This is a genomic window from Shinella sp. AETb1-6 (assembly GCF_009826875.1).
In the GTDB taxonomy this organism is placed as follows: Bacteria; Pseudomonadota; Alphaproteobacteria; order Rhizobiales; family Rhizobiaceae; genus Shinella; species Shinella sumterensis.
On sequence record NZ_WUMM01000004.1, the window covers coordinates 81408 to 101119 of the forward strand.

At 65.3% G+C, this 19712-nt stretch carries 18 protein-coding genes; 13 read left to right on the top strand and 5 right to left on the bottom strand.

Translation table 11 applies throughout. The features are described from left to right. Positions 1-333 precede the first annotated feature (333 nt). Positions 334-1974, bottom strand: a complete 1641-nt coding sequence (groL, locus tag GR158_RS08150; protein ID WP_160870692.1) for a chaperonin GroEL — start codon at positions 1972-1974, stop codon at positions 334-336. Positions 1975-2027: 53 nt separating this feature from the next. Next, the gene (groES, locus tag GR158_RS08155; protein ID WP_134648963.1) at positions 2028-2324 is read right to left on the bottom strand and encodes a co-chaperone GroES; all 297 of its coding nucleotides are present in this window, start codon (positions 2322-2324) and stop codon (positions 2028-2030) included. Positions 2325-2642: 318 nt separating this feature from the next. Here groES and GR158_RS08160 point away from each other — a divergent pair, with 318 nt between their 5' ends. The 5 genes from GR158_RS08160 to GR158_RS08180 all read left to right on the top strand — a co-directional run bounded on the left by GR158_RS08160 (position 2643) and on the right by GR158_RS08180 (position 8924). Further along, on the top strand, positions 2643-3491 hold the full coding sequence (locus GR158_RS08160) for a TIGR01459 family HAD-type hydrolase (protein WP_160870693.1): 849 nt from the start codon (positions 2643-2645) through the stop codon (positions 3489-3491). A gap of 19 nt (positions 3492-3510) precedes the next feature. Beyond that, positions 3511-4491: a bifunctional riboflavin kinase/FAD synthetase gene (locus GR158_RS08165; protein WP_160870694.1), complete on the top strand. Its 981-nt coding sequence runs from the start codon at positions 3511-3513 to the stop codon at positions 4489-4491. Positions 4492-4754: 263 nt separating this feature from the next. Then, the gene (ileS, locus tag GR158_RS08170) at positions 4755-7643 is read left to right on the top strand and encodes an isoleucine--tRNA ligase (protein ID WP_160870695.1); all 2889 of its coding nucleotides are present in this window, start codon (positions 4755-4757) and stop codon (positions 7641-7643) included. Between the two features lie 176 nt (positions 7644-7819). Next, positions 7820-8434, top strand: coding sequence for a hypothetical protein (locus GR158_RS08175; protein ID WP_134648959.1), 615 nt, complete (start codon positions 7820-7822; stop codon positions 8432-8434). Between the two features lie 4 nt (positions 8435-8438). After that, entirely contained in the window at positions 8439-8924 is a 486-nt protein-coding gene (locus tag GR158_RS08180; RefSeq protein WP_160870696.1) for a GNAT family N-acetyltransferase, read from the top strand. A 7-nt stretch (positions 8925-8931) separates the two neighbouring features. Here GR158_RS08180 and GR158_RS08185 read toward each other — a convergent pair whose 3' ends face one another. Together GR158_RS08185 and GR158_RS08190 are read right to left on the bottom strand one after the other, a co-directional pair. Continuing rightward, positions 8932-9234, bottom strand: a complete 303-nt coding sequence (locus GR158_RS08185; RefSeq protein WP_160870697.1) for a hypothetical protein — start codon at positions 9232-9234, stop codon at positions 8932-8934. Between the two features lie 5 nt (positions 9235-9239). Beyond that, entirely contained in the window at positions 9240-9683 is a 444-nt protein-coding gene (locus tag GR158_RS08190; RefSeq protein WP_160870698.1) for a nucleoside deaminase, read from the bottom strand. 69 nt (positions 9684-9752) lie between these two features. Between GR158_RS08190 and GR158_RS08195 the strand changes: the two genes are divergently transcribed. Genes GR158_RS08195 through GR158_RS08205 form a run of 3 tightly spaced genes read left to right on the top strand, consistent with a single transcriptional unit; the run spans position 9753 to position 13088 of the window. After that, positions 9753-11624, top strand: a complete 1872-nt coding sequence (locus tag GR158_RS08195; RefSeq protein WP_160870699.1) for a pseudouridine synthase — start codon at positions 9753-9755, stop codon at positions 11622-11624. A gap of 6 nt (positions 11625-11630) precedes the next feature. Next, on the top strand, positions 11631-12191 hold the full coding sequence (gene rsmD, locus GR158_RS08200; protein ID WP_160870700.1) for a 16S rRNA (guanine(966)-N(2))-methyltransferase RsmD: 561 nt from the start codon (positions 11631-11633) through the stop codon (positions 12189-12191). Between the two features lie 27 nt (positions 12192-12218). Then, a complete protein-coding gene (locus GR158_RS08205; protein ID WP_160870701.1) occupies positions 12219-13088 on the top strand; it encodes a patatin-like phospholipase family protein in 870 nt (289 codons plus the stop codon). Between the two features lie 20 nt (positions 13089-13108). Here the strand turns inward: GR158_RS08205 and GR158_RS08210 are convergent, their stop codons facing one another. Next, positions 13109-14893, bottom strand: coding sequence for a monovalent cation:proton antiporter-2 (CPA2) family protein (locus GR158_RS08210; protein ID WP_160870702.1), 1785 nt, complete (start codon positions 14891-14893; stop codon positions 13109-13111). Positions 14894-15001: 108 nt separating this feature from the next. On the opposite strand from GR158_RS08210, the gene GR158_RS08215 reads away from it, so the two are divergent. The 5 genes from GR158_RS08215 (at position 15002) to GR158_RS08235 (ending at position 19622) form a co-directional block, all read left to right on the top strand. Further along, positions 15002-16348, top strand: coding sequence for a TldD/PmbA family protein (locus tag GR158_RS08215; protein ID WP_160870703.1), 1347 nt, complete (start codon positions 15002-15004; stop codon positions 16346-16348). 4 nt (positions 16349-16352) lie between these two features. Further along, positions 16353-17156, top strand: coding sequence for a 3'(2'),5'-bisphosphate nucleotidase CysQ (locus tag GR158_RS08220; protein WP_160870704.1), 804 nt, complete (start codon positions 16353-16355; stop codon positions 17154-17156). Positions 17157-17215: 59 nt separating this feature from the next. After that, positions 17216-17452, top strand: a complete 237-nt coding sequence (locus GR158_RS08225) for a DUF4170 domain-containing protein (RefSeq protein WP_134648949.1) — start codon at positions 17216-17218, stop codon at positions 17450-17452. Positions 17453-17559: 107 nt separating this feature from the next. Further along, positions 17560-18876, top strand: coding sequence for a lipid IV(A) 3-deoxy-D-manno-octulosonic acid transferase (gene waaA / locus GR158_RS08230; protein ID WP_160870705.1), 1317 nt, complete (start codon positions 17560-17562; stop codon positions 18874-18876). A gap of 11 nt (positions 18877-18887) precedes the next feature. After that, on the top strand, positions 18888-19622 hold the full coding sequence (locus tag GR158_RS08235; RefSeq protein ID WP_160870706.1) for an HAD family hydrolase: 735 nt from the start codon (positions 18888-18890) through the stop codon (positions 19620-19622). The last annotated feature ends 90 nt before the right edge of the window (positions 19623-19712 follow it).

A 19712-nucleotide genomic window follows, 5' to 3' on the forward strand; every position in this document is an offset into this window, starting at 1 on the left:
TCGGACGTATGCGGAGAAGACCGTCGCTGCCTCTCCGTCAAGGCCATGGCGGTTTCGTAATGCCGTGGGGATAGTCGCAGGCGGATTACCGGAAGCAATGATACCGGGTTTTCAGCGCCTTAGGCCCCCCTGTGAATCTTTAAAGCTCACTTGGGGCGCCTTTATAGTTGGTTTTTTAGAGCCATCAACGGCTTTTTGAAAATTATTATACGGACGGAAAAATTCTTCTTCCGGAAACGATGCAGGTCCGGGTGCGGCAAAACAAAAAGGGCGGCCCGAAGACCGCCCTTTCGTAACTGAACCGGTTGGCTCAGATGTGAAGGCTTTCGCCTATCACATCATGTCCATGCCGCCCATGCCGCCCATGCCGCCAGGCATGCCGGCCGGAGCGTCCTTCTTCGGCAGTTCGGCGATCATCGCTTCCGTCGTGATCAGCAGCGAGGCAACCGAAGCAGCGTTCTGCAGAGCCGTGCGGACAACCTTGACCGGGTCGACGATGCCGAGCGAGATCAGGTCGCCGTATTCGCCGGTCTGGGCGTTGTAGCCGTAGTTGTCTTCGTTCTTCTCGAGGATCTTGCCGACGACGATGGAGGCTTCGTCACCTGCGTTGTCAGCGATCTGGCGAACGAGGGCCTGGAGGGCGCGGCGGATGATGTTGATGCCGGCTTCCTGGTCTGCGTTCTCACCCTTGACGGTGATCTTCGTGGACGAACGGAGCAGGGCAACGCCACCGCCCGGTACGATGCCTTCCTGAACGGCAGCGCGCGTCGCGTTGAGGGCGTCGTCGATGCGGTCCTTCTTTTCCTTCACTTCGACTTCCGTCGAACCGCCGACGCGGATGACGGCAACGCCGCCAGCGAGCTTGGCAAGGCGTTCCTGCAGCTTCTCGCGGTCGTAGTCGGAGGTGGTTTCTTCGATCTGGGCCTTGATCTGCGCGACACGGCCTTCGATTTCAGCCTTCTGGCCGGCACCGTCGACGATCGTCGTGTTTTCCTTGGAGATCGAAACCTTCTTCGAACGGCCGAGCATGTCGAGCGTTACGTTTTCGAGCTTGATGCCGAGGTCTTCGGAGATGACCGTGCCGCCCGTCAGGATGGCGATGTCTTCGAGCATGGCCTTGCGGCGGTCGCCGAAGCCCGGAGCCTTGACGGCAGCGATCTTGAGGCCGCCACGCAGCTTGTTGACGACGAGCGTTGCGAGGGCTTCGCCTTCGACGTCTTCAGCGATGATGACCAGCGGCTTGCCGGTCTGGACGACGGCTTCGAGAACCGGGAGCATCGCCTGGAGGTTCGAGAGCTTCTTCTCGTGCAGGAGAATGAAAGCGTCTTCGAGGTCGGCGACCATCTTTTCCGGGTTGGTCACGAAGTAGGGCGACAGGTAGCCGCGGTCGAACTGCATGCCTTCGACGACTTCGAGTTCGGTTTCGGCGGTCTTGGCTTCTTCAACCGTGATGACGCCTTCGTTGCCGACCTTCTGCATGGCTTCAGCAATGTCGAGACCGACCTGCTTGTCGCCGTTCGCGGAGATCGTGCCGACCTGGGCGACTTCTTCCGACGTGTTGATCTTCTTGGCCTTGGCCTGGAGATCCTTGACGACTTCGGCAACGGCAAGGTCGATGCCGCGCTTCAGGTCCATCGGGTTCATGCCGGCGGCAACGGCCTTGTGGCCTTCGCGAACGATGGCCTGGGCCAGAACGGTTGCGGTCGTCGTGCCGTCGCCGGCAATGTCGTTGGTCTTGGAAGCGACTTCGCGAACGAGCTGGGCGCCCATGTTCTCGAACTTGTCTTCCAGTTCGATTTCCTTGGCGACGGAAACGCCGTCCTTGGTGATGCGCGGTGCGCCGAAGGACTTGTCGATGACGACGTTACGACCCTTCGGGCCGAGCGTTACCTTGACTGCGTCTGCGAGAACGTCGACGCCACGCAGCATCTTTTCGCGCGCGGTGCGGCCGAATTTGACTTCTTTGGCTGCCATTGTGAGGACTCCTGAATTGATATCAGCGAATTGCGGAACGGGTTACCGGCTGATCAGCCGATGATGCCCATGATGTCGGCTTCCTTCATGATCAGAAGGTCTTCGCCGTCGAGCTTGACTTCGGTGCCCGACCACTTGCCGAACAGGACGCGGTCGCCAGCCTTGACATCCAGCGGGATAACCTTGCCGGACTCGTCACGAGCGCCGGTGCCGACAGCGACGATTTCGCCTTCCTGCGGCTTTTCCTTGGCGGTATCCGGAATGATGATGCCGCCCTTGGTCTTGGCTTCGGATTCGACGCGACGAACGACGACGCGGTCGTGAAGCGGGCGGAAGGTGGTGCTTGCCATTGTCTAATCCCTCGATCAAATGACATTGCGGACCCGAACGGGTCCGATGGATTATTGTTAGCACTCATCGTTGGAGAGTGCTAGCGGCTCCGAGATAAGGGGGGCTTTCTCTCGAGTCAAGAACCGCGCTGGCAAAATTCTTTGCCATGGGCGGTCGCCGCGGCCGGCAGATGGGAACCTCCTGCCACGCCATCAAGGCACGCGTGTGAATTTTCGCAACTTTGTCTGTGGATGCGCCAAAATTGCAGGGAGAGACTTGTTTTCTTGGCGTCGCTTTGCGATGTCACGCGGGCCTGATTTCGATACGGAACTCCCCTCATGGCCCAGCGCATCCAATCCATCCGCGACATCGCCGACCGCTACGACGTGATGCTCTGCGACGTCTGGGGCGTGCTGCACAACGGGGTGGAGGCCTTTTCCCACGCGTCCGAAGCGCTTGCCGAAGCCCGTGCCGCCGGCATGACCGTCGTTCTCATCACCAATTCGCCGCGCCCCCATCCCGGCGTAAAGGTGCAGATCCGCGGACTGGGCGTGCGTGACGATGCCTATGACCGCATCGTCACCTCCGGTGACGTGACCCGCGCGCTGATCGCCAAGGGGCCCAGGAAGGTCTATTTCATCGGCGCCGAGAAGGACCTGCCGTTGCTCGATGGTCTCAACGTCGAGCCTGTCGGCATGGACGAGGCCGGTATCGTCGTCTGCGCGGGCCTGCGCGAGGACGACACGGAAACCGTCGAGGACTACCGCGAGGAACTCGCGGCACTGGCCGCCCGCAAGCTGCCTTTCATCTGCGCCAACCCGGATCTCGTCGTCGAGCGCGGCCACAGGCTCATCGTCTGCGCCGGCGCACTCGCCAAAGCCTATGAGGAGCTCGGCTGCACGACGGAGATTGCCGGAAAGCCGCACCGCCCGATCTACGACAAGGCGATCGCCGAGGCGCGCGACGTGCGCGGCGACGTCGACCTGTCGCGGGTCATTGCCGTGGGCGACGGCATGCCGACGGATGTGTGCGGCGCCGAGGCCTATGGCCTGGATGTGCTCTACATATCCGGCGGCATCCACGCCCAGCATTATGTCGAAGGCGGCCGCACCGACGAGGCGAAGCTTGCTGCCTTCCTGGATCAGGAACGGGCCCACCCGAAATGGTGGATGCCCCGGCTACAGTGACGGGACGGAGACGGTCGTCATGACGGTATTTCACAGGAACGAGACGAAACAGCCGCTGCCGGAGCATCTGCGCGGTGGCGTCATCGCCATCGGCAATTTCGACGGCGTGCACCGCGGCCACCAGGCCGTGCTGCAACGGGCGCTGGACATTGCCAAAAGCCGCGGCATCCCGGCCCTGGTGCTGACCTTCGAGCCGCATCCGCGCACGATCTTCCGGCCGGATACGCCCGTTTTCCGCTTGACGCCCGCCCCCCTCAAGGCCCGTATCCTGGAGGGCATGGGCTTTTCCGCCGTCATCGAATACCCGTTCGACCGCACCTTCTCGGAAATGTCGGCGCACGATTTCATCGGCGCCGTCCTGCTCGAATGGCTGCACGCCTCGGAGGTCGTCACCGGCTTCGATTTCCACTTCGGCAAGGGCAGGGAAGGCGGCCCCGCCTTCCTGATGGCCGCCGGACCGGACAACGGTTTCGGCGTGACGCTGGTCGATGCCTTCCGCGACGAGAACGCCTCGGTCATCTCCTCCAGTGTCATACGCTCCCTGCTCGGCGAGGGCGCCGTTTCTGAAGCCGCCGGCCTGCTCGGCTACCGCTACACCGTCGAGGCCGAGGTCATCGACGGCAAGAAGCTCGGCCGCACCCTCGGCTATCCCACAGCCAACATGGCGCTTCCGCCGGAAGTGGAACTGCGCAACGGCATCTACGCCGTGCGCTTCCGCCGTCCCGACGGCAGCCTGCATGACGGCGTCGCAAGCTACGGCCGCCGCCCCACCGTCACGTCGAACGGCGCGCCGCTGCTCGAAACCTTCCTCTTCGACTTCTCCGGCGATCTCTACGGCGAAATCTCCGCCGTCTCCTTCTTCGGCCATCTGCGTGATGAACTGAAATTCGACGGTCTCGACGCGCTCGTCGTGCAGATGAAGCGCGACGAGGAAGAAGCGCGCGCGCTTCTCTCCGGCGTGCGCCCGCTCGGGGACATCGACCAGCGTCTCTGTTTCTGAGGTGGCGATCTAGCACCGCCCTCCAAATATCCTCCCGCAGTCTTTTCAAACCGCCGAAAACCCCGTAAGACCGCGCGCATGATGCTCCACCGGCTGACCATCGATCTGCGAATTAGTGGCCCGGCCTTCCGCGCGCTCTGAGCGAGGCCGGAAGGTCCGGGATTTCGGGCGTTCCTGAAGCGCCCCCGCCGTCATTGCCGGTGCACTGACCGATATTCCCCGCATGCGCACAAAGCGCGCGAACAAAGACGATAGCCATATCCATGACCGATACGCCTGAAAAAGTCGATTATTCGTCCACACTCAACCTGCCGCAGACGGATTTCCCGATGCGCGCCGGCCTGCCGCAGAAGGAGCCGGAAACGGTGGCCCGCTGGCAGCAGATGAACCTCTACAAGAAGCTGCGTGCCTCCGCCGCCGGCCGCGAAAAATTCGTGCTGCACGACGGTCCGCCCTATGCCAACGGCAACATCCATATCGGCCACGCGCTGAACAAGATCCTCAAGGACGTCATCACCCGCTCTTTCCAGATGCGCGGCTATGACGCCAATTACGTGCCCGGCTGGGACTGCCACGGCCTTCCCATCGAGTGGAAGATCGAGGAGAAGTACCGCGAGAAGGGCAAGAACAAGGACGAGGTTCCGGTCAACGAGTTCCGCCAGGAATGCCGTGACTTCGCGAGCGGCTGGATCAAGGTCCAGGCGGAGGAGTTCAAGCGTCTCGGCATCGAGGGCGACTTCGAAAATCCCTACACGACCATGGCCTTCCACGCCGAAGCCCGTATCGCCGGCGAGCTGCTGAAGATCGCCAAGTCCGGCCAGCTCTACCGCGGCTCCAAGCCCGTCATGTGGTCGGTCGTCGAGCGCACGGCGCTGGCCGAAGCCGAAGTCGAATATGCCGATGTCGAGAGCGACACGATCTGGGTGAAGTTCCCGGTGACAGAGGGGCCTGCCGATCTCAAGGGCAACTTCGTCGTGATCTGGACGACCACGCCCTGGACGATCCCCGGCAACCGCGCCATCTCCTTCTCGTCGCGCTTCCCCTACGGCCTCTACGAGGTGGAAAGCGCCACGAACGATTTCGGCCCGCAGCCGGGCGAAAAGCTGATCTTCGCCACCCGTCTGGCCGATGACTGCGCGGCCAAGGCCAAGGTGACGCTGAAGTTCCTGCGCGATGTCGCGCCGGAAGAACTGTCGGCACTCGTCACCGCCCATCCGCTCGCACCGCTCGGCTACACCTTCCAGGTGCCGCTGCTCGATGGCGATCATGTCACCGACGATGCCGGCACGGGCTTCGTGCACACCGCCCCCGGCCACGGCCGCGAGGACTTTGATGCCTGGATGGCCGAGGCCCGCAACCTCGAGGCGCGCGGCATCTCCGCGAAGATCCCCTTCACCGTCGACGATGCCGGCTTCTACACCGCCGAAGCCCCCGGCTTCGAAGGCGCGCGCGTCATGGACGACAACGGCAAGAAGGGCGACGCCAACGATCGCGTCATCAAGGCGCTGATCGCCGAAAACAACCTCTTTGCCCGCGGCCGCCTCAAGCATTCCTATCCGCATTCCTGGCGTTCGAAGAAGCCGGTCATCTTCCGCAACACGCCGCAGTGGTTCGTCTATATGGACAAGGAACTCGGCGACGGCACCACGCTGCGCTCGCGTTCGCTTGCCGCGATCGACCAGACCCGCTTCGTGCCGGCCTCCGGCCAGAACCGCCTGCGCGGCATGATCGAAGGCCGCCCGGACTGGGTTCTTTCCCGCCAAAGGGCATGGGGCGTACCGATCGCCGTCTTCGCCGATGAAAAGGGCGACGTGCTCGTCGATGAGGACGTCAACGCCCGCATCCTCGAGGCGTTCGAGAAGGAAGGCGCCGATGCCTGGTTCGCCGAAGGCGCGCGCGAACGCTTCCTGGGCAACCGTGCGGGAGAAGCCTGGACGCAGGTCATGGACATCCTCGATGTCTGGTTTGACTCGGGCTCGACCCACACCTTCACGCTGGAGGACCGCCCGGACCTGAAATGGCCGGCCGACGTTTATCTCGAAGGCTCCGACCAGCATCGTGGCTGGTTCCATTCGTCGCTGCTCGAAAGCTGCGCGACGCGCGGCCGTGCGCCCTACAATGCCGTCGTCACCCATGGCTTCACCATGGACGAGAAGGGCGAGAAGATGTCGAAGTCCAAGGGCAACGTCGTCTCGCCGCAGGACGTCATGAAGGAATCGGGCGCCGATATCCTTCGCCTCTGGGTCATGACGACCGACTACTGGGAAGACCAGCGCCTCGGCAAGACGATTATCCAGACCAATATCGATGCCTACCGCAAGCTGCGCAACACGGTGCGCTGGATGCTGGGCACGCTGGCGCACGACACGGGCGAGGAGATCGCCTATGCCGACATGCCGGAGCTGGAAAAGCTCATACTGCACCGGCTGGCGGAACTGGATGCGCTCGTGCGGTCGGGCTACGATGCCTTCGACTTCAAGAAGATCACCCGCGCGCTCATCGACTTCTCGAATGTCGAGCTCTCGGCCTTCTATTTCGACGTGCGCAAGGATGCGCTCTACTGCGATGCCCCGTCCTCGCTGAAGCGCCGCGCAGCCCTTGCCGTCATCCGCAAGCTCTTCGATTGCCTCGTCACCTGGCTCGCCCCGATGCTGCCCTTCACGATGGAAGAGGCCTGGCTCTCGCGCAAGCCGGATGCCGTCTCGGTGCATCTGGAGCAGTTCCCCGACGTGCCGGCCGAATGGCGCAACGATGCGCTCGAGGCCAAGTGGGAGAAGATCCGCGCGGTGCGTTCGGTCGTCACGGGCGCGCTGGAAATCGAGCGCCGCGAGAAACGCATCGGCGCTTCGCTGGAGGCGGCTCCGGTCGTTTACATTGCCGATCCCGAGCTTCTGGCTGCCCTCGAAGGCCAGGATTTCGCGGAAATCTGCATCACCTCGGCCATCACGCTGGTTGCGGGTGAGGGCCCTGCGGATGCCTTCCGCCTTGCGGAAGTCCCCAAGATTTCGGTCGAGCCGAAGCTGGCGGAGGGGCTGAAATGCGCCCGTTCCTGGCGGATCACGACGGATGTCGGTTCCGACCCGGAATATCCTGACGTCTCGGCCCGCGATGCGGCTGCGCTGCGCGAAATCGGTTTCCGCCGCGCGGCATAAGCGCCCGCTCTGTTGACGGCCGGTTCTTTCCGGCCGTCGATTTGCCGGCATGAATTGCACTTGGCGGCTTCATCCGGTAATGCTGCCTGAAAATGGTCGGATTGTTCCGCCATGGCACGGCGGACTTTTGCCGTGGAATGAGTTTTCTGCGTACCGGCTCTGCTGGAAGGGTATTCATGGGAATGACGCGAAATATTCGGGTACGGACCGGCCTGTTCGGCCTTCTCGGCGGCAGCCTCCTTCTGACCGGCTGCATGGGCCCGACCTACGGCACCGACAAGACCGCCGGCGAGCAGCTGATCGACGACCTCGGCAACGCCGTGATGATCCAGCCGGAAAACAAGGACGCCAAGAAGGTTCGCTACCAGCCGCGCGGCGGTCTCGTCGTGCCGAGGGACAAGACGGCGCTGGCCAACCCGCAGCAATCCGTCGCGTCCAAGGACAATCCCGAATGGCTTGAGAATCCGGAAGACATGCGCGAGCGCCTGCGCGCCGAGGCGGACGAGAACGCCAACGATCCCCGCTACCGCTCGCCGCTCGCCAGCCAGAATACGACGGCCCGCCAGATGAGCACGGCAGAGCAGACGCAGGCCTATCGCGAAGCACGCCGCCTGCAGATGGGCGCCTATTCCGATCAGCGCCGCTACCTGAGCGACCCGCCGACCGAATATCGCAGGATTCCCGAGGAGGCCCAGGCCGATCTCGGCGAGCCTGAGAAGCAGAAGGAACGCCGCCGCAAGAAGGAAGCCAGGGCCGCCAAGCAGGGCGGTTCCAGCTGGTGGCCGTTCTGACATCATGACCGGCTATCGAATCCGGCCGGCGACGGTCGATGACGCCGCCGTCATCCTGCGCTTCATCCGCGAGCTTGCGGAGTATGAAAATGCCCTATCCGAAGTGGCCGCGACCGAGGAAAGCGTCGTGGCGTCCCTCTTCGGCGAGGGTTCGGTGAGCTACGCGGCCATTTGCGAGACGGAAGACGGCGAACCGGCCGGCTCCGCCGTCTGGTTCAAGACCTATTCCACCTGGCAGTCGAAGAACGGCCTCTATCTCGAGGACCTCTATGTGACGCCCGCCCATCGCGGCGGCGGCGTCGGCAAGATGCTGCTGCGCTACCTGGCGCGCCTTGCCATCGAACAGGATTGCAGCCGTTTCGAATGGAGCGTGCTCGACTGGAACGAGCCTGCCATCCGCGTCTACGACGCTATCGGCGCCGAGCCGCAGACGGAATGGCTGCGCTATCGCCTAACGGGCGACCGCCTGAAACAGTTTGCCGAGGGGTGACACCCACTCAGCCGCTGCGCCGGGCAAGCAGGATGAGATGAAGCGCATGCGCGCCGAGAAAGGCGACGCAGACCGGCAGGATCGCCACGATCATCCCGCCATTCATGGCGATGACGATGAGCACGACGGCGGCTAGCGCTGGCGTGAACGCGAGTGCGGCATCACGTGGCAGCGACCAGTTCGGCTTCCCCTCACGGTTCCATTGCATGGTCAGCCGTTCTGCACGCGGCGCGATGCGACGTGCGGCGAGAACGGACATGGCGACCATCAGGCCCAAGGTGATGACAATGATAGCGGTGGCAAGTGACATCGTTCTCAGCGCCTTTCCATGAAGAAATCCTTCAAGATCTCCGCCGCTTCCACGCCGCTGATGCCGGAATAGACCTCCGGGGCATGATGGCAGGTGGGCTGCGCGAAGAAGCGCACGCCGTTGTCGACGCCGCCGCCCTTCGGGTCTTCCGCGCCGTAATAAAGCCGGCGGATGCGGGCAAACGAGATGGCGGCCGCGCACAGCGTGCAGGGTTCGAGCGTCACGTAGAGGTCCGCGCCCGCCAGCCGCTCCTGGCCGAGCGTGCGGGCGGCCTCGCGGATGACGGCGACTTCGGCATGGGCCGTCACATCATTGTCGGCGCGCGTGCGATTGCCCGCCTGCGCCACGACCGCGCCGTCCATGACGAGCACGGCGCCGACGGGCACTTCACCGCGTTTGCCGGCGGCGCGGGCCTCGGCCAGCGCGATCTCCATGAAGCGATTTGTCATAGCGGAACGAATTCCTCTTAACCCGGGGCGTCTGACCTGATAGGACACGCGAAAACGCAGGCAACACAAATGACATCCAAAGACAAGCCAAAACGGCCGGGCGCGAAGCCCGCGGGCCGCGATACCAAGCCGCGTGGCGCCGCATCGGCGGCCGCGGGCAAGAAATCCTTCGGCGGCAAGCCGGCGGGCAAGAAGCCGTTTGACGGCAAGGCGGCGCCGCGCGACGGCAAGCCTGCCCGCGCCGCCAAGCCGGCACCTGCCGCGCCGGCCGGGGCCGAACTCGCGCCCGAACGCATTTCCAAGCTGCTCGCCCGCGCGGGCGTGGCCTCGCGCCGCGATATCGAGCGCATGATCATGGAAGGCCGCGTCAGCGTGAACGGCAAGGTGCTGGAGACCCCGGTGCTCAATGCCAGTTTCGCCGACCGCATCGAGGTGGATGGCGTGCCGGTGCGCGGCATCGAGCGCACGCGCCTGTGGCTCTACCACAAGCCTGCCGGCCTCGTGACGACCAATGCCGATCCGGAAGGCCGCCCGACCGTCTTCGACAACTTGCCCGAAGAACTGCCGCGCGTCATGTCCATCGGCCGCCTCGACATCAACACCGAAGGCCTGCTGCTGCTGACCAATGACGGCGGCCTCGCCCGCATGCTGGAGCTGCCGACGACCGGCTGGTTGCGCCGCTACCGCGTGCGCGCCCACGGCAAGATCGAGCAGGCCGATCTCGACAAGCTGAAGGAAGGCATCGCCGTCGACGGCGTGCTCTACGGCTCGATCGACGCGACGCTCGACAAGGCGCAGGGCTCCAATGTCTGGCTGACGCTCGGCCTGCGCGAAGGCAAGAACCGCGAAGTCAAGAATGTGCTCGGCGCGCTCGGCCTCGACGTCAACCGGCTGATCCGCATTTCCTACGGCCCCTTCCAGCTCGGCGAACTGCCGGAAGGCCACGCCCAGGAAATCCGCGGCCGCACGCTGCGCGATCAGCTCGGCCCGCGTCTGATCGAGGAATCCGGAGCGAATTTCGACGCGCCGCTCTTCGACCACAAGGCGGATGAGGATGCCGCCGCCAAGCCGGTGAAGCCCCGCGAGGAGGCGTCCGCCTGGAGCGAGCGTCCGGCAGAGCGTCGCGAGAAGCCCGCCGGCCGCCGTGATGGCGATCGCCGCGAGCAGGCCCGCGCGCGGCTGGATACCAAGCGCGACGACCGGTTCAGTGACAAGCCGCGCGGTGGTTCGCGCGACCGGGATCGCGAGGGCGACCGCTTCGAAAGCAAGCCGAAGCGCGAGCCTGCGAACCGTGCCCGCAAGTCCAATGTCTGGATGGCGCCCGGCGCCCGTCCCGTTGCAGAAAAAACAGCCGATGCGTCGGCGGAAGGCGTGAAGCGCGAGCCGCGCGTGCGTCCCGAAGGTGCGCCCAAGACCAAGCGTTATGGCCGCACGGCCGATGGCGCGCCGACCCGCACGGCCAAGAAGTTCGATCCGGACCGCAAGGGTTTCGACAGCAGGGGCCCGGCCCGCGGCCGTCCCGGTGACGATCGTGTGGAAAAGCCCCGCATCCTGAAGACGCGCGACGAGGACGGCGAGTGGATCCGCGCCTCCGAGCCGGAAGCCGGTGGCCGTGACGATGGCGGCCGTGGCGGCTTCGGACGCAAGCGCTCCGGCGCCGGCGATGACCGCGCACCCCGCGATTTCGGCGACCGCAAACCGCGTGCGCAGGGCGAGCGTTCCTTCGGCGACCGTCCGGCCCGGGGTGAACGCTCCTTTGGCGACCGCAAGCCACGGGCAGAGGGCGAACGCTCGTTCTCCGACCGTCCGCCGCGCCGCGACGGTGGCAAGTCGTTCGGCGGCAAACCCGGCGGCAAGTCCTTTGGCGGAAAGCCCGGTGGCGGCAAGCCGGGCGGCGGCCGTCCTGCCGGCGGCGGCCGTCCGCGCGGCAAGGGCAAGTAATCCGCCGTGCGGATCGTCGGCGGAGAATTTCGCGGCCGTTCGCTTGCAACGCCGAAGTCGGACGATATCCGTCCGACGACGGACCGCACGCGCGAAAGCCTGTTCAACATCCTCTCCCACGCCTATCCCGAGGCCCTTGACGGAACGCGCGTGCTCGATCTCTTCGCGGGCACCGGTGCCGTCGGCTTCGAGGCGCTGTCGCGCGGCGCGCGCGCCGTGCTCTTTGTCGAGCAGGGCGTGGAGGGCAGGGGGCTGCTGCACGCCAACACGGAATCGCTCGGCGTGATCGGTCGTGCCAAGATCTTCCGCCGCGACGCCACGTCGCTCGGCGGCATCGGCACGATGGAACCGTTCGATTTCCTCTTTGCCGACCCGCCCTATGCGAAGGGTCTCGGCGAGCGTGCGCTCGACGCCGCCGCCCGCGGCGGCTGGCTCGTCGAGGGCGCCCTTGCGATCCTCGAGGAGCGCGCCGATATTCAACCCGCCGCCGTCGACGGTTTCGAGCTTCTTGAAGTCAGGACGTTCGGCGAAACGCGCATGCACTTCTATCGTTACCGGTCCGGCTGAACGGTGCCGGCCGCGGAGACCTGAGCGATGACCGATGCCCTCGTTTCCCCGATCGCGCCACGCCCCGCCGGCCCGACCGTCGCCATCGCGCTTGGAGGCGGTGGCGCCCGCGGCCTCGCCCATATCCACGTCATCGAAGTGCTCGACGAGTTCGGCATCCGTCCGGTGCTGATCTCGGGCGCGTCCATCGGCGCGATCATGGGGGCGGCCATGGCCTGCGGCATGACGGGCCGTGAGATCCGCGAGCATACGCTGGCCACCATCGGCAGACCCGGCCAGATCATGAACCGCCTCTGGAGCCTGCGACCATCAGGGCTTTCGCAGATGGTCTCCGGCGGTTTCAAGTTCGGGCAGTTCAATCTGGAACGCATGCTGAAGGCCTTCCTGCCCGACCGTGTACCGGAAACCTTCGAAGCGCTCGATATCCCGATGAAGGTCATCGTGTCGGACTATTACGCGCAGCGCGAATGCGTCTGCGAGCGCGGCCCGCTGTTCCCGGCACTTGCCGCATCCGCCGCCTTGCCCGCCGTCTTCCGTCCTGTCGTCATCGACGGCCGCGTGATGATGGATGGCGGCCTGTGTAACCCGATCCCGTTCGATCATCTGGCCGGCCGGGCCGATATCACCATCGGCGTCGACGTCATCGGCCAGCCGCCGTCGGGCACGGCCGAATTGCCCAACAGCATCGACAGCCTCTACGGCGCCACGCAGCTGACCATGCGGTCCATCGTCACGCTGAAGCTTGAAAAGGGCGCGCCCGACATCTTCCTCCAGCCGGAGGTCGGTCGCTTCCGGGTGCTGGATTTCGCCAAGGCGGCGGAGGTGCTGAAAGCATCCGAGGGTATCCGCGATGTTCTCAGGCGCGCGCTCGACGAAAAACTCTCCCGTACGGGCTGAAGCCGGCGAGCCGGCAGGGCTCAGACATCCTCGTCGGCGTCGGCCATCTGGTTCTTCGGCCTGACGAGCGGTTCCGGCTTCACCGGCGCGGAATGCAGCATATGCCGCCCCGCCGCCAGTCCTTCCACCGCCTGGAGTTCCAGCCGCGCCTCGTCGCGGCGGCGGATATCGTCGCTGATGGCCACCGCGTCATCGGGCTCGACGCCGAGTTCCTCCAGCGTTTCGCGGCCGAAAACGAGCGCGGATTCGAATGTTTCGCGCACGTCGTGCTGCACGCCGCGGGCACGCAGCGAGAGCGTGTGAATGCGGTCATAGGAACGCACGAAGACGGTGGCGTTGGGATATTCCGACTGGACGAGATCGACGATGCGGTCCGTGGTGGCCTTGCCGTGCGTGCAGACGGCGACGATCTTCGCCCGTTCGATGCCGGCCGCACGCAGCACGTCCTTGCGCGTGCCGTCGCCAAAATAGATGCGGAAGCCGAAATTCGCGGCCTGGCGCACACGGTCCGTCGAATGGTCGATGACCGTCACCTCGCGGCCGCCGGCCAGCAGGATCTGGGCGGCGATCTGGCCGAAACGCGAAAAGCCGATCATCAGCACGTCGGCGCCGGCGCCCTCGAAATCCTCTTCCATCTCCTCTTCGGGATCCTCCACCAGCAGGAAACGGGAGAGGGCGGCGGCAATCGGCGTCAGCGCCATGGATACGGTCACGACGGCGATCAGCAGCGAGGCGAGCCCGCCGGAGAAGATGCCGGCCGCGGCTGCCGCCGTGAAGAGCACGAAACCGAATTCACCGCCCTGCGGCAGCACCAGCGCGATCCGCACCGCATCGTTGTGCACGGAGCCGGTGAAGCGGCAGAGACAATAGATGACGAGGCCCTTCACCAGCATGACGGCGGGTGTCGCGATCAGGATCGTCAGCCAGCTCGCGAAGATCACGTCGAGATGCAGCGACAGGCCGACCGCCATGAAGAAGAGGCCGAGCAGAATTCCGCGGAAGGGCTCCACGTCCGCTTGCAACTCGTGGCGATAGGAGGAATCGGCAAGCAGCACGCCGGCCAGGAAGGCGCCCATGGCCATGGAAAGCCCGGCCATCTGCAACAGCATGGCGGCAGCGAGAACCACGAACAGCGCCGCCGCGATCATGGCCTCTCGGGCGCCCGTGCGCGCGATGATCTGGAACAGCGGGTTGAGCAGGTAGCGGCCGGCGACCAGCAGGGCGGCGATCGCCCCGACCGCGACCATGAAATCGTGGAAGGCGCTTGTCGTGTCCTCGGGCGCCTGTTCGGCCAGAAGCGGTATCAGCGCCAGGAGCGGCACGATGGCGAGGTCCTGCAGCAGGAGCAGTGAGAAGGCGCGCTGGCCGTAGCGCGTATTGGTGTCGCCCCGCTCATCGAGGATCTGCATGGCAAACGCGGTGGAGGACAGTGCAAGGCCGAAACCGATGATCAGCGCACCGTCCCACTCCTCCAGTCCGAAGAGCAGCACGAGCCCCGCCAGAATGAGCCCGGTCACCACCACCTGCGCGATGCCGAGCCCGAAAATGTCGTGGCGCATCGACCACAGGCGCGAGGGCTTCAGCTCCAGCCCGATCAGGAAAAGCAGGAACACCACGCCGAGTTCGGCGACGCCCAGCAGCTCTTCGCCATCGCGGATCTGGTGCAGGATCGGGCCGATCACCACGCCGGCCGCGAGATAGCCGAGAATGGTGCCGAGCCCCAGCCGCTTGAAGATCGGCGCGGCAAGAAGCGCCCCGCCGAGCATCATCAGGACCTCGTTGTACGAGCTGTGGGTATATTGCATGCGGAAGGCTTTCTCTGCGGGGTGGCGGCTGCACGGCAAAAAAGGAACGACCTCCCTTGATGCCTGTGTCGGCGCACAATAAATGGGGCATCAAAGAAAGGCCAAGTCATGTCACAGACAATCGATTCCGCAAGCCTTCTCGAGCGCGCCGGTGAACTTATCGACCGCGCCATTCAAGCGGGGGCGGATGCGGCCGATGCCGTCGTCGTCCGTGGCCGGTCCTCGTCGGTGAGCGTGCGCCTCGGCAAGGTCGAAGGCACCGAGGCCTCCGAAAGCGACGATTTCTCCCTGCGCGTCTTCGTCGGAAAACGCGTCGCCAGCGTCTCGGCCAATCCGGGCTTCGACCTGAAGGTGCTTGCTGAGCGCGCCGTGGCGATGGCCAAGGCCTCGCCGGAAGATCCCTTCGCGTCGCTCGCCGCCGAAGGTGACCTTGCCAAGGAATGGCCGGACCTCGATCTCTTCGACCCGACCGAGGTCTCCGCCGACCAGCTCACCGAAGCGGCCCTTGCCGCCGAGGCCGCGGCGCTTGCCGTTTCCGGCATCACCAATTCCGGCGGCGCCGGCGCATCCGCCGGCATGGGCGGGCTCGTGCTGGCCACCTCCCATGGCTTTTCCGGCGCCTACAGCGCCAGCCGCTTCGGCCGTTCCGTCAGCGTCATCGCGGGCGAGGGCACGAAGATGGAGCGTGACTACGACTTCGATTCTTCGCTGTATTTCGCAGAATTGCGCGATGCCGAGGAGATCGGCCGCGAGGCCGCCGCCCGCGCCGTGCGCCGTCTCAACCCGCGACAGGTGCCGACAGCGAAAAACGTGACGGTGGTCTACGATCCGCGCGTGGCGCGCGGCATTGCCGGCCATATCGCCGGCGCGATCAACGGCGCCTCCGTCGCCCGCAAGACGAGCTTCCTGCGCGACCGCATGGGCAAGCAGGTGCTGAAGGCGGGCCTTTCCGTTACCGACGACCCGCTCATCGTGCGCGGTCCCTCGTCGCGTCCGTTCGATGGCGAGGGCGTCACCGGCAAGCGCCTCGCGATGATCGAGGACGGCGTGCTGCAGCACTGGTTCCTCTCCACCTCCACGGCCAACGAACTCGGCCTGAAGACGAACGGTCGCGGCGTGCGTGGCGGCACGTCGGTCAGCCCGGCCTCCACCAACCTTGCGCTGGAGCCCGGGGATATCTCTCCGGAAGACCTCATCCGCTCGGTGGGCAACGGTTTCTACATCACCGAGCTCATCGGCCAGGGCGTCAACATGGTGACGGGCGAATACAGCCGCGGCGCCTCCGGCTACTGGATCGAGAACGGCGAACTGACCTTTGCCGTCTCCGAGGTGACGATCGCCTCCAACCTCGTCGACATGTTCCTGCGCATCACGCCGGCAAACGACATCGACCGCTCGTTCGGCGTGGCGGCGCCGACGCTTGCCATAGAGGGCATGACGCTTGCGGGAACGTGACCCCATGCCTCCCGCCGGAGATTGGGCCGCCGATCTCGACCTCCTCGTGGGGGCCGCGCGGCTGGCCGGCGCCAAGGCGCTGGAATTCTTCCGCAAGGGGCCGGAAGTCTGGTGGAAGAACGGCGGCCGCTCGCCGGTGAGCGCTGCCGATTTCGCGGCAAACGATATCCTCAAGACGGAGCTGCTCGGCGCCCGGCCCAATTACGGCTGGCTGTCGGAGGAGACCGACGACGATGCCGCGCGCCTCGGCTGCGAAACCGTCTTCGTCATCGATCCCATCGACGGCACGCGCGCCTTTATCGGCGGCAAGGACATCTGGTGCGTCAGCGCTGCCGTCGTGCATGAGGGGCGACCGGTTGCCGGCGTTCTCTTCGCGCCCGCGCTCGATGAACTGTTCACGGCATCGGCCGGCGGACCCGTGCTGAAGAACGGCGCACCCATTGCCGTGACCGGGCCGGACGACACGCGTGCGATGCGCGTGGCGGCGCCCGAGGACATGGTGCGCGACATAGACCGGAGGCGGATCGGCGACATGAGCCGTATCGCGCATGTGCCCTCGCTTGCCTATCGTCTCGCCATGGTGGCGGACGGCCGCATCGACGCGACGCTGGTCAAACGCAACGCGCACGACTGGGATCTGGCGGCCGCCGACCTCATCCTTGAGCAGGCCGGCGGGGCCCTCGTGTCGCTGGACGGCGCGCCGCTCGTCTACAACCGGCCGGCCGTCAGCCACGAGACGCTGTGTGCGGCCGGGTTGTCCCGGCTTTCCGGGCTTGTCGAGGCCGCACGCGACCTCTCCGACCATTGACCTTTCATGCGGAATACCGCAAACCGTGAGCCGAATTCGGCACAATAAAGAGAGAAGACATGACCGATACGACCGAACCCAAACAACTCCTTCATCTCGTTTTTGGCGGCGAACTGAAGACCCTCGACGACCTGCAGTTCCGCGACCTCGACAGCCTCGATATCGTCGGGATCTACCCTGACTATGCGAGCGCACTCGTCGCCTGGAAATCCAAGGCCCAGCAGACCGTGGACAATGCGCATATGCGCTACTTCATCGTGCACATGCACCGTCTCCTGGACCCGCGCAAAGGCTGAGCCGACGTCACCGACCCCGTCCCGCGCGGCTTGACCGCGCCGGACAGAAAGACCGGACCCTTCATGATCCTCCATAGCCCGAAAGCCCGAACGAAGGTGTCTTGCCGATGAGCAGCCGGCTCGCCCGCCTCACGCTTTCGATCTACCGCTGGGGAGGCGTCGCGCTCTACCCCGTCATCGGCCCGTATCTGGCGGTGCGCGCCGCCAAGGGCAAGGAAGAGCGCGCGCGCCGCCGCGAGCGCTACGGCGTGGCGGGCGTGCCGCGCCCGGCCGGCCCGCTGGTCTGGTTCCACGCCGCAAGCGTCGGCGAGACCAATTCGATCATTCCGCTCATCAAGGAAGTGCGCCGCCGCGGCATCGCGGTGGTGCTGACGACCGGCACCGTCACCTCCGCGAAGGTCGTTCACGACCGGCTGGGATCTGACGTCATCCACCAGTATGTGCCGCTCGACCTGAAGCCGGCGGTCAGTCGCTTCCTCGAATATTGGCATCCCGATCTCGCCATCATGGCGGAATCGGAAATCTGGCCGATGACCATCCTGGAACTGAGCCGGCGCCATATCCCGCAGGTTCTGGTGAACGGCCGCATCTCCGATCGCTCCTTCCCGCGCTGGCAGCGCCGCCAGGCCTTCGCCGAGGCGCTGTTCGAGAATTTCGCGCTGGTCATCGCCCAGTCGGATGTGGACGCGGAACGGTTCAGTGCGCTCGGCGCATTGCCGGTGACGGTATCCGGCAATCTCAAGGTCGATACCGACGCGCCGCCGGCCGATGCAGAGGCGCTTTCGACCTATCTCGGCCAGATCGCCGGCCGCCGGACCTGGGCGGCGATCTCGACCTTCGAGGGCGAGGAGGCCGCCGCCGGCAACGTGCACCGCGCCCTGAAGGAGCGCACGCCCGGCCTGCTCACCATCGTCGTGCCGCGCCATCCCGAGCGCAGCGACGCCGTGGCGGATATGCTGGCGGCGCGTGGCCTCAAGGTCGTCAGGCGCACGTCCGGCGAACCGCTGACGCCGGAGACGGATATCTTCCTCGGCGACACGATCGGCGAGATGGGGCTCTACCTGCGCATGACGGAGGTCGCCTTCGTCGGGCGTTCGCTCTTTGCCGAGGGCGGGCAGAACCCGCTGGAGCCGGCCATGCTCGGCTGCGCGATCCTGTCGGGCGGCAACGTCCAGAATTTCCGCGAGACCTATCAGAAGCTTGCCCGAAACGGCAGCGCCAAGATGGTGCGCGACGTCGAGATGCTGGCCAAGGGCGTGCACTATCTCCTCAACAACGAGGAGATGCGCCGGCAGATGATCGATGCGGGCCAGGAGACGGTGCAGGAAATGCGCGGCGCGCTGCGCGCCACCGTCAAGGGCCTCGAACCCTATATCAATCCCCTCACCGTGAAGGCGCGGCTCCACCCGCGCCAGTCCTCCTGAAAGGACGCGACATGACGAAGGCCGACGCGATTTCCGGTATCCTGTTCGACAAGGACGGCACGCTGCTCGACTATGCCAAGAGCTGGGTGCCCGTGAACTACGAGCTTGGCCGCATCGCCGCCAAGGGCGATGAGGACCTTGCCCGCAAGCTGCTCGTCGCCGGCGGCATGGACCCGGATACCGGCTATGTCACGCCCGACAGCCTGCTGGCGGCCGGCAATACGGTGGAAATCGCCGAGGGCTTCGTGGCGGCCGGCGCGCCCTTCACGGTGGAAACGCTCACCACCCATTTCGACGGGCTTTTCGCCAATTCGGCGCAGCTGGCCGTCGCCGTCACCGATCTTGCCGCCTTCTTCGGCACCATGCATGCGCGCGGCTACCGGCTGGGCGTCGCCTCGTCCGACAACGAGGCCTCCATCCGCGCGACGGCCAAGCGCTTCGGCTTCGACGGCTACCTGCATTATGTCGCGGGCTATGACAGCGGCTACGGCGTCAAGCCTGAACCGGGCATGGTGCTGGGCTTCTGCGCCGCCACGGGGCTGGAACCGCATCAGGTCGCCGTGGTCGGCGACAACAACCACGATCTCCACATGGGGCGCAGTGCCGGTGCCGGTGTCACCGTCGCGGTGCTGACCGGCACGGGCTCGCGGCAATCCCTGTCGGAGGCGTCGGACTATTGCCTCAACGACATCACCGAACTGGTGCCGCTCTTCTCGGGCGCTGCCGCCGCGCGTCCGGTGGCGTGAACGCCGCCTCGGCGACGCACCCGCTCATTGGCACGATGGTTGATTTCCGCACCGTTCTCGCGTTTCTTGTGCCGTCGAACGGGCAGGGGT

What these genes read in the sequence shown, in the direction of transcription:
- groL (WP_160870692.1), bottom strand. Translation starts at nt 1,974, where the DNA reads ATGGCAGCCAAAGAAGTCAAATTCGGCCGCACCGCGCGCGAAAAGATG.
- groES (WP_134648963.1), bottom strand. Translation starts at nt 2,324, where the DNA reads ATGGCAAGCACCACCTTCCGCCCGCTTCACGACCGCGTCGTCGTTCGT.
- GR158_RS08160 (WP_160870693.1), top strand. Translation starts at nt 2,643, where the DNA reads ATGGCCCAGCGCATCCAATCCATCCGCGACATCGCCGACCGCTACGAC.
- GR158_RS08165 (WP_160870694.1), top strand. Translation starts at nt 3,511, where the DNA reads ATGACGGTATTTCACAGGAACGAGACGAAACAGCCGCTGCCGGAGCAT.
- ileS (WP_160870695.1), top strand. Translation starts at nt 4,755, where the DNA reads ATGACCGATACGCCTGAAAAAGTCGATTATTCGTCCACACTCAACCTG.
- GR158_RS08175 (WP_134648959.1), top strand. Translation starts at nt 7,820, where the DNA reads ATGGGAATGACGCGAAATATTCGGGTACGGACCGGCCTGTTCGGCCTT.
- GR158_RS08180 (WP_160870696.1), top strand. Translation starts at nt 8,439, where the DNA reads ATGACCGGCTATCGAATCCGGCCGGCGACGGTCGATGACGCCGCCGTC.
- GR158_RS08185 (WP_160870697.1), bottom strand. Translation starts at nt 9,234, where the DNA reads ATGTCACTTGCCACCGCTATCATTGTCATCACCTTGGGCCTGATGGTC.
- GR158_RS08190 (WP_160870698.1), bottom strand. Translation starts at nt 9,683, where the DNA reads ATGACAAATCGCTTCATGGAGATCGCGCTGGCCGAGGCCCGCGCCGCC.
- GR158_RS08195 (WP_160870699.1), top strand. Translation starts at nt 9,753, where the DNA reads ATGACATCCAAAGACAAGCCAAAACGGCCGGGCGCGAAGCCCGCGGGC.
- GR158_RS08205 (WP_160870701.1), top strand. Translation starts at nt 12,219, where the DNA reads ATGACCGATGCCCTCGTTTCCCCGATCGCGCCACGCCCCGCCGGCCCG.
- GR158_RS08210 (WP_160870702.1), bottom strand. Translation starts at nt 14,893, where the DNA reads ATGCAATATACCCACAGCTCGTACAACGAGGTCCTGATGATGCTCGGC.
- GR158_RS08215 (WP_160870703.1), top strand. Translation starts at nt 15,002, where the DNA reads ATGTCACAGACAATCGATTCCGCAAGCCTTCTCGAGCGCGCCGGTGAA.
- GR158_RS08220 (WP_160870704.1), top strand. Translation starts at nt 16,353, where the DNA reads ATGCCTCCCGCCGGAGATTGGGCCGCCGATCTCGACCTCCTCGTGGGG.
- GR158_RS08225 (WP_134648949.1), top strand. Translation starts at nt 17,216, where the DNA reads ATGACCGATACGACCGAACCCAAACAACTCCTTCATCTCGTTTTTGGC.
- waaA (WP_160870705.1), top strand. Translation starts at nt 17,560, where the DNA reads ATGAGCAGCCGGCTCGCCCGCCTCACGCTTTCGATCTACCGCTGGGGA.
- GR158_RS08235 (WP_160870706.1), top strand. Translation starts at nt 18,888, where the DNA reads ATGACGAAGGCCGACGCGATTTCCGGTATCCTGTTCGACAAGGACGGC.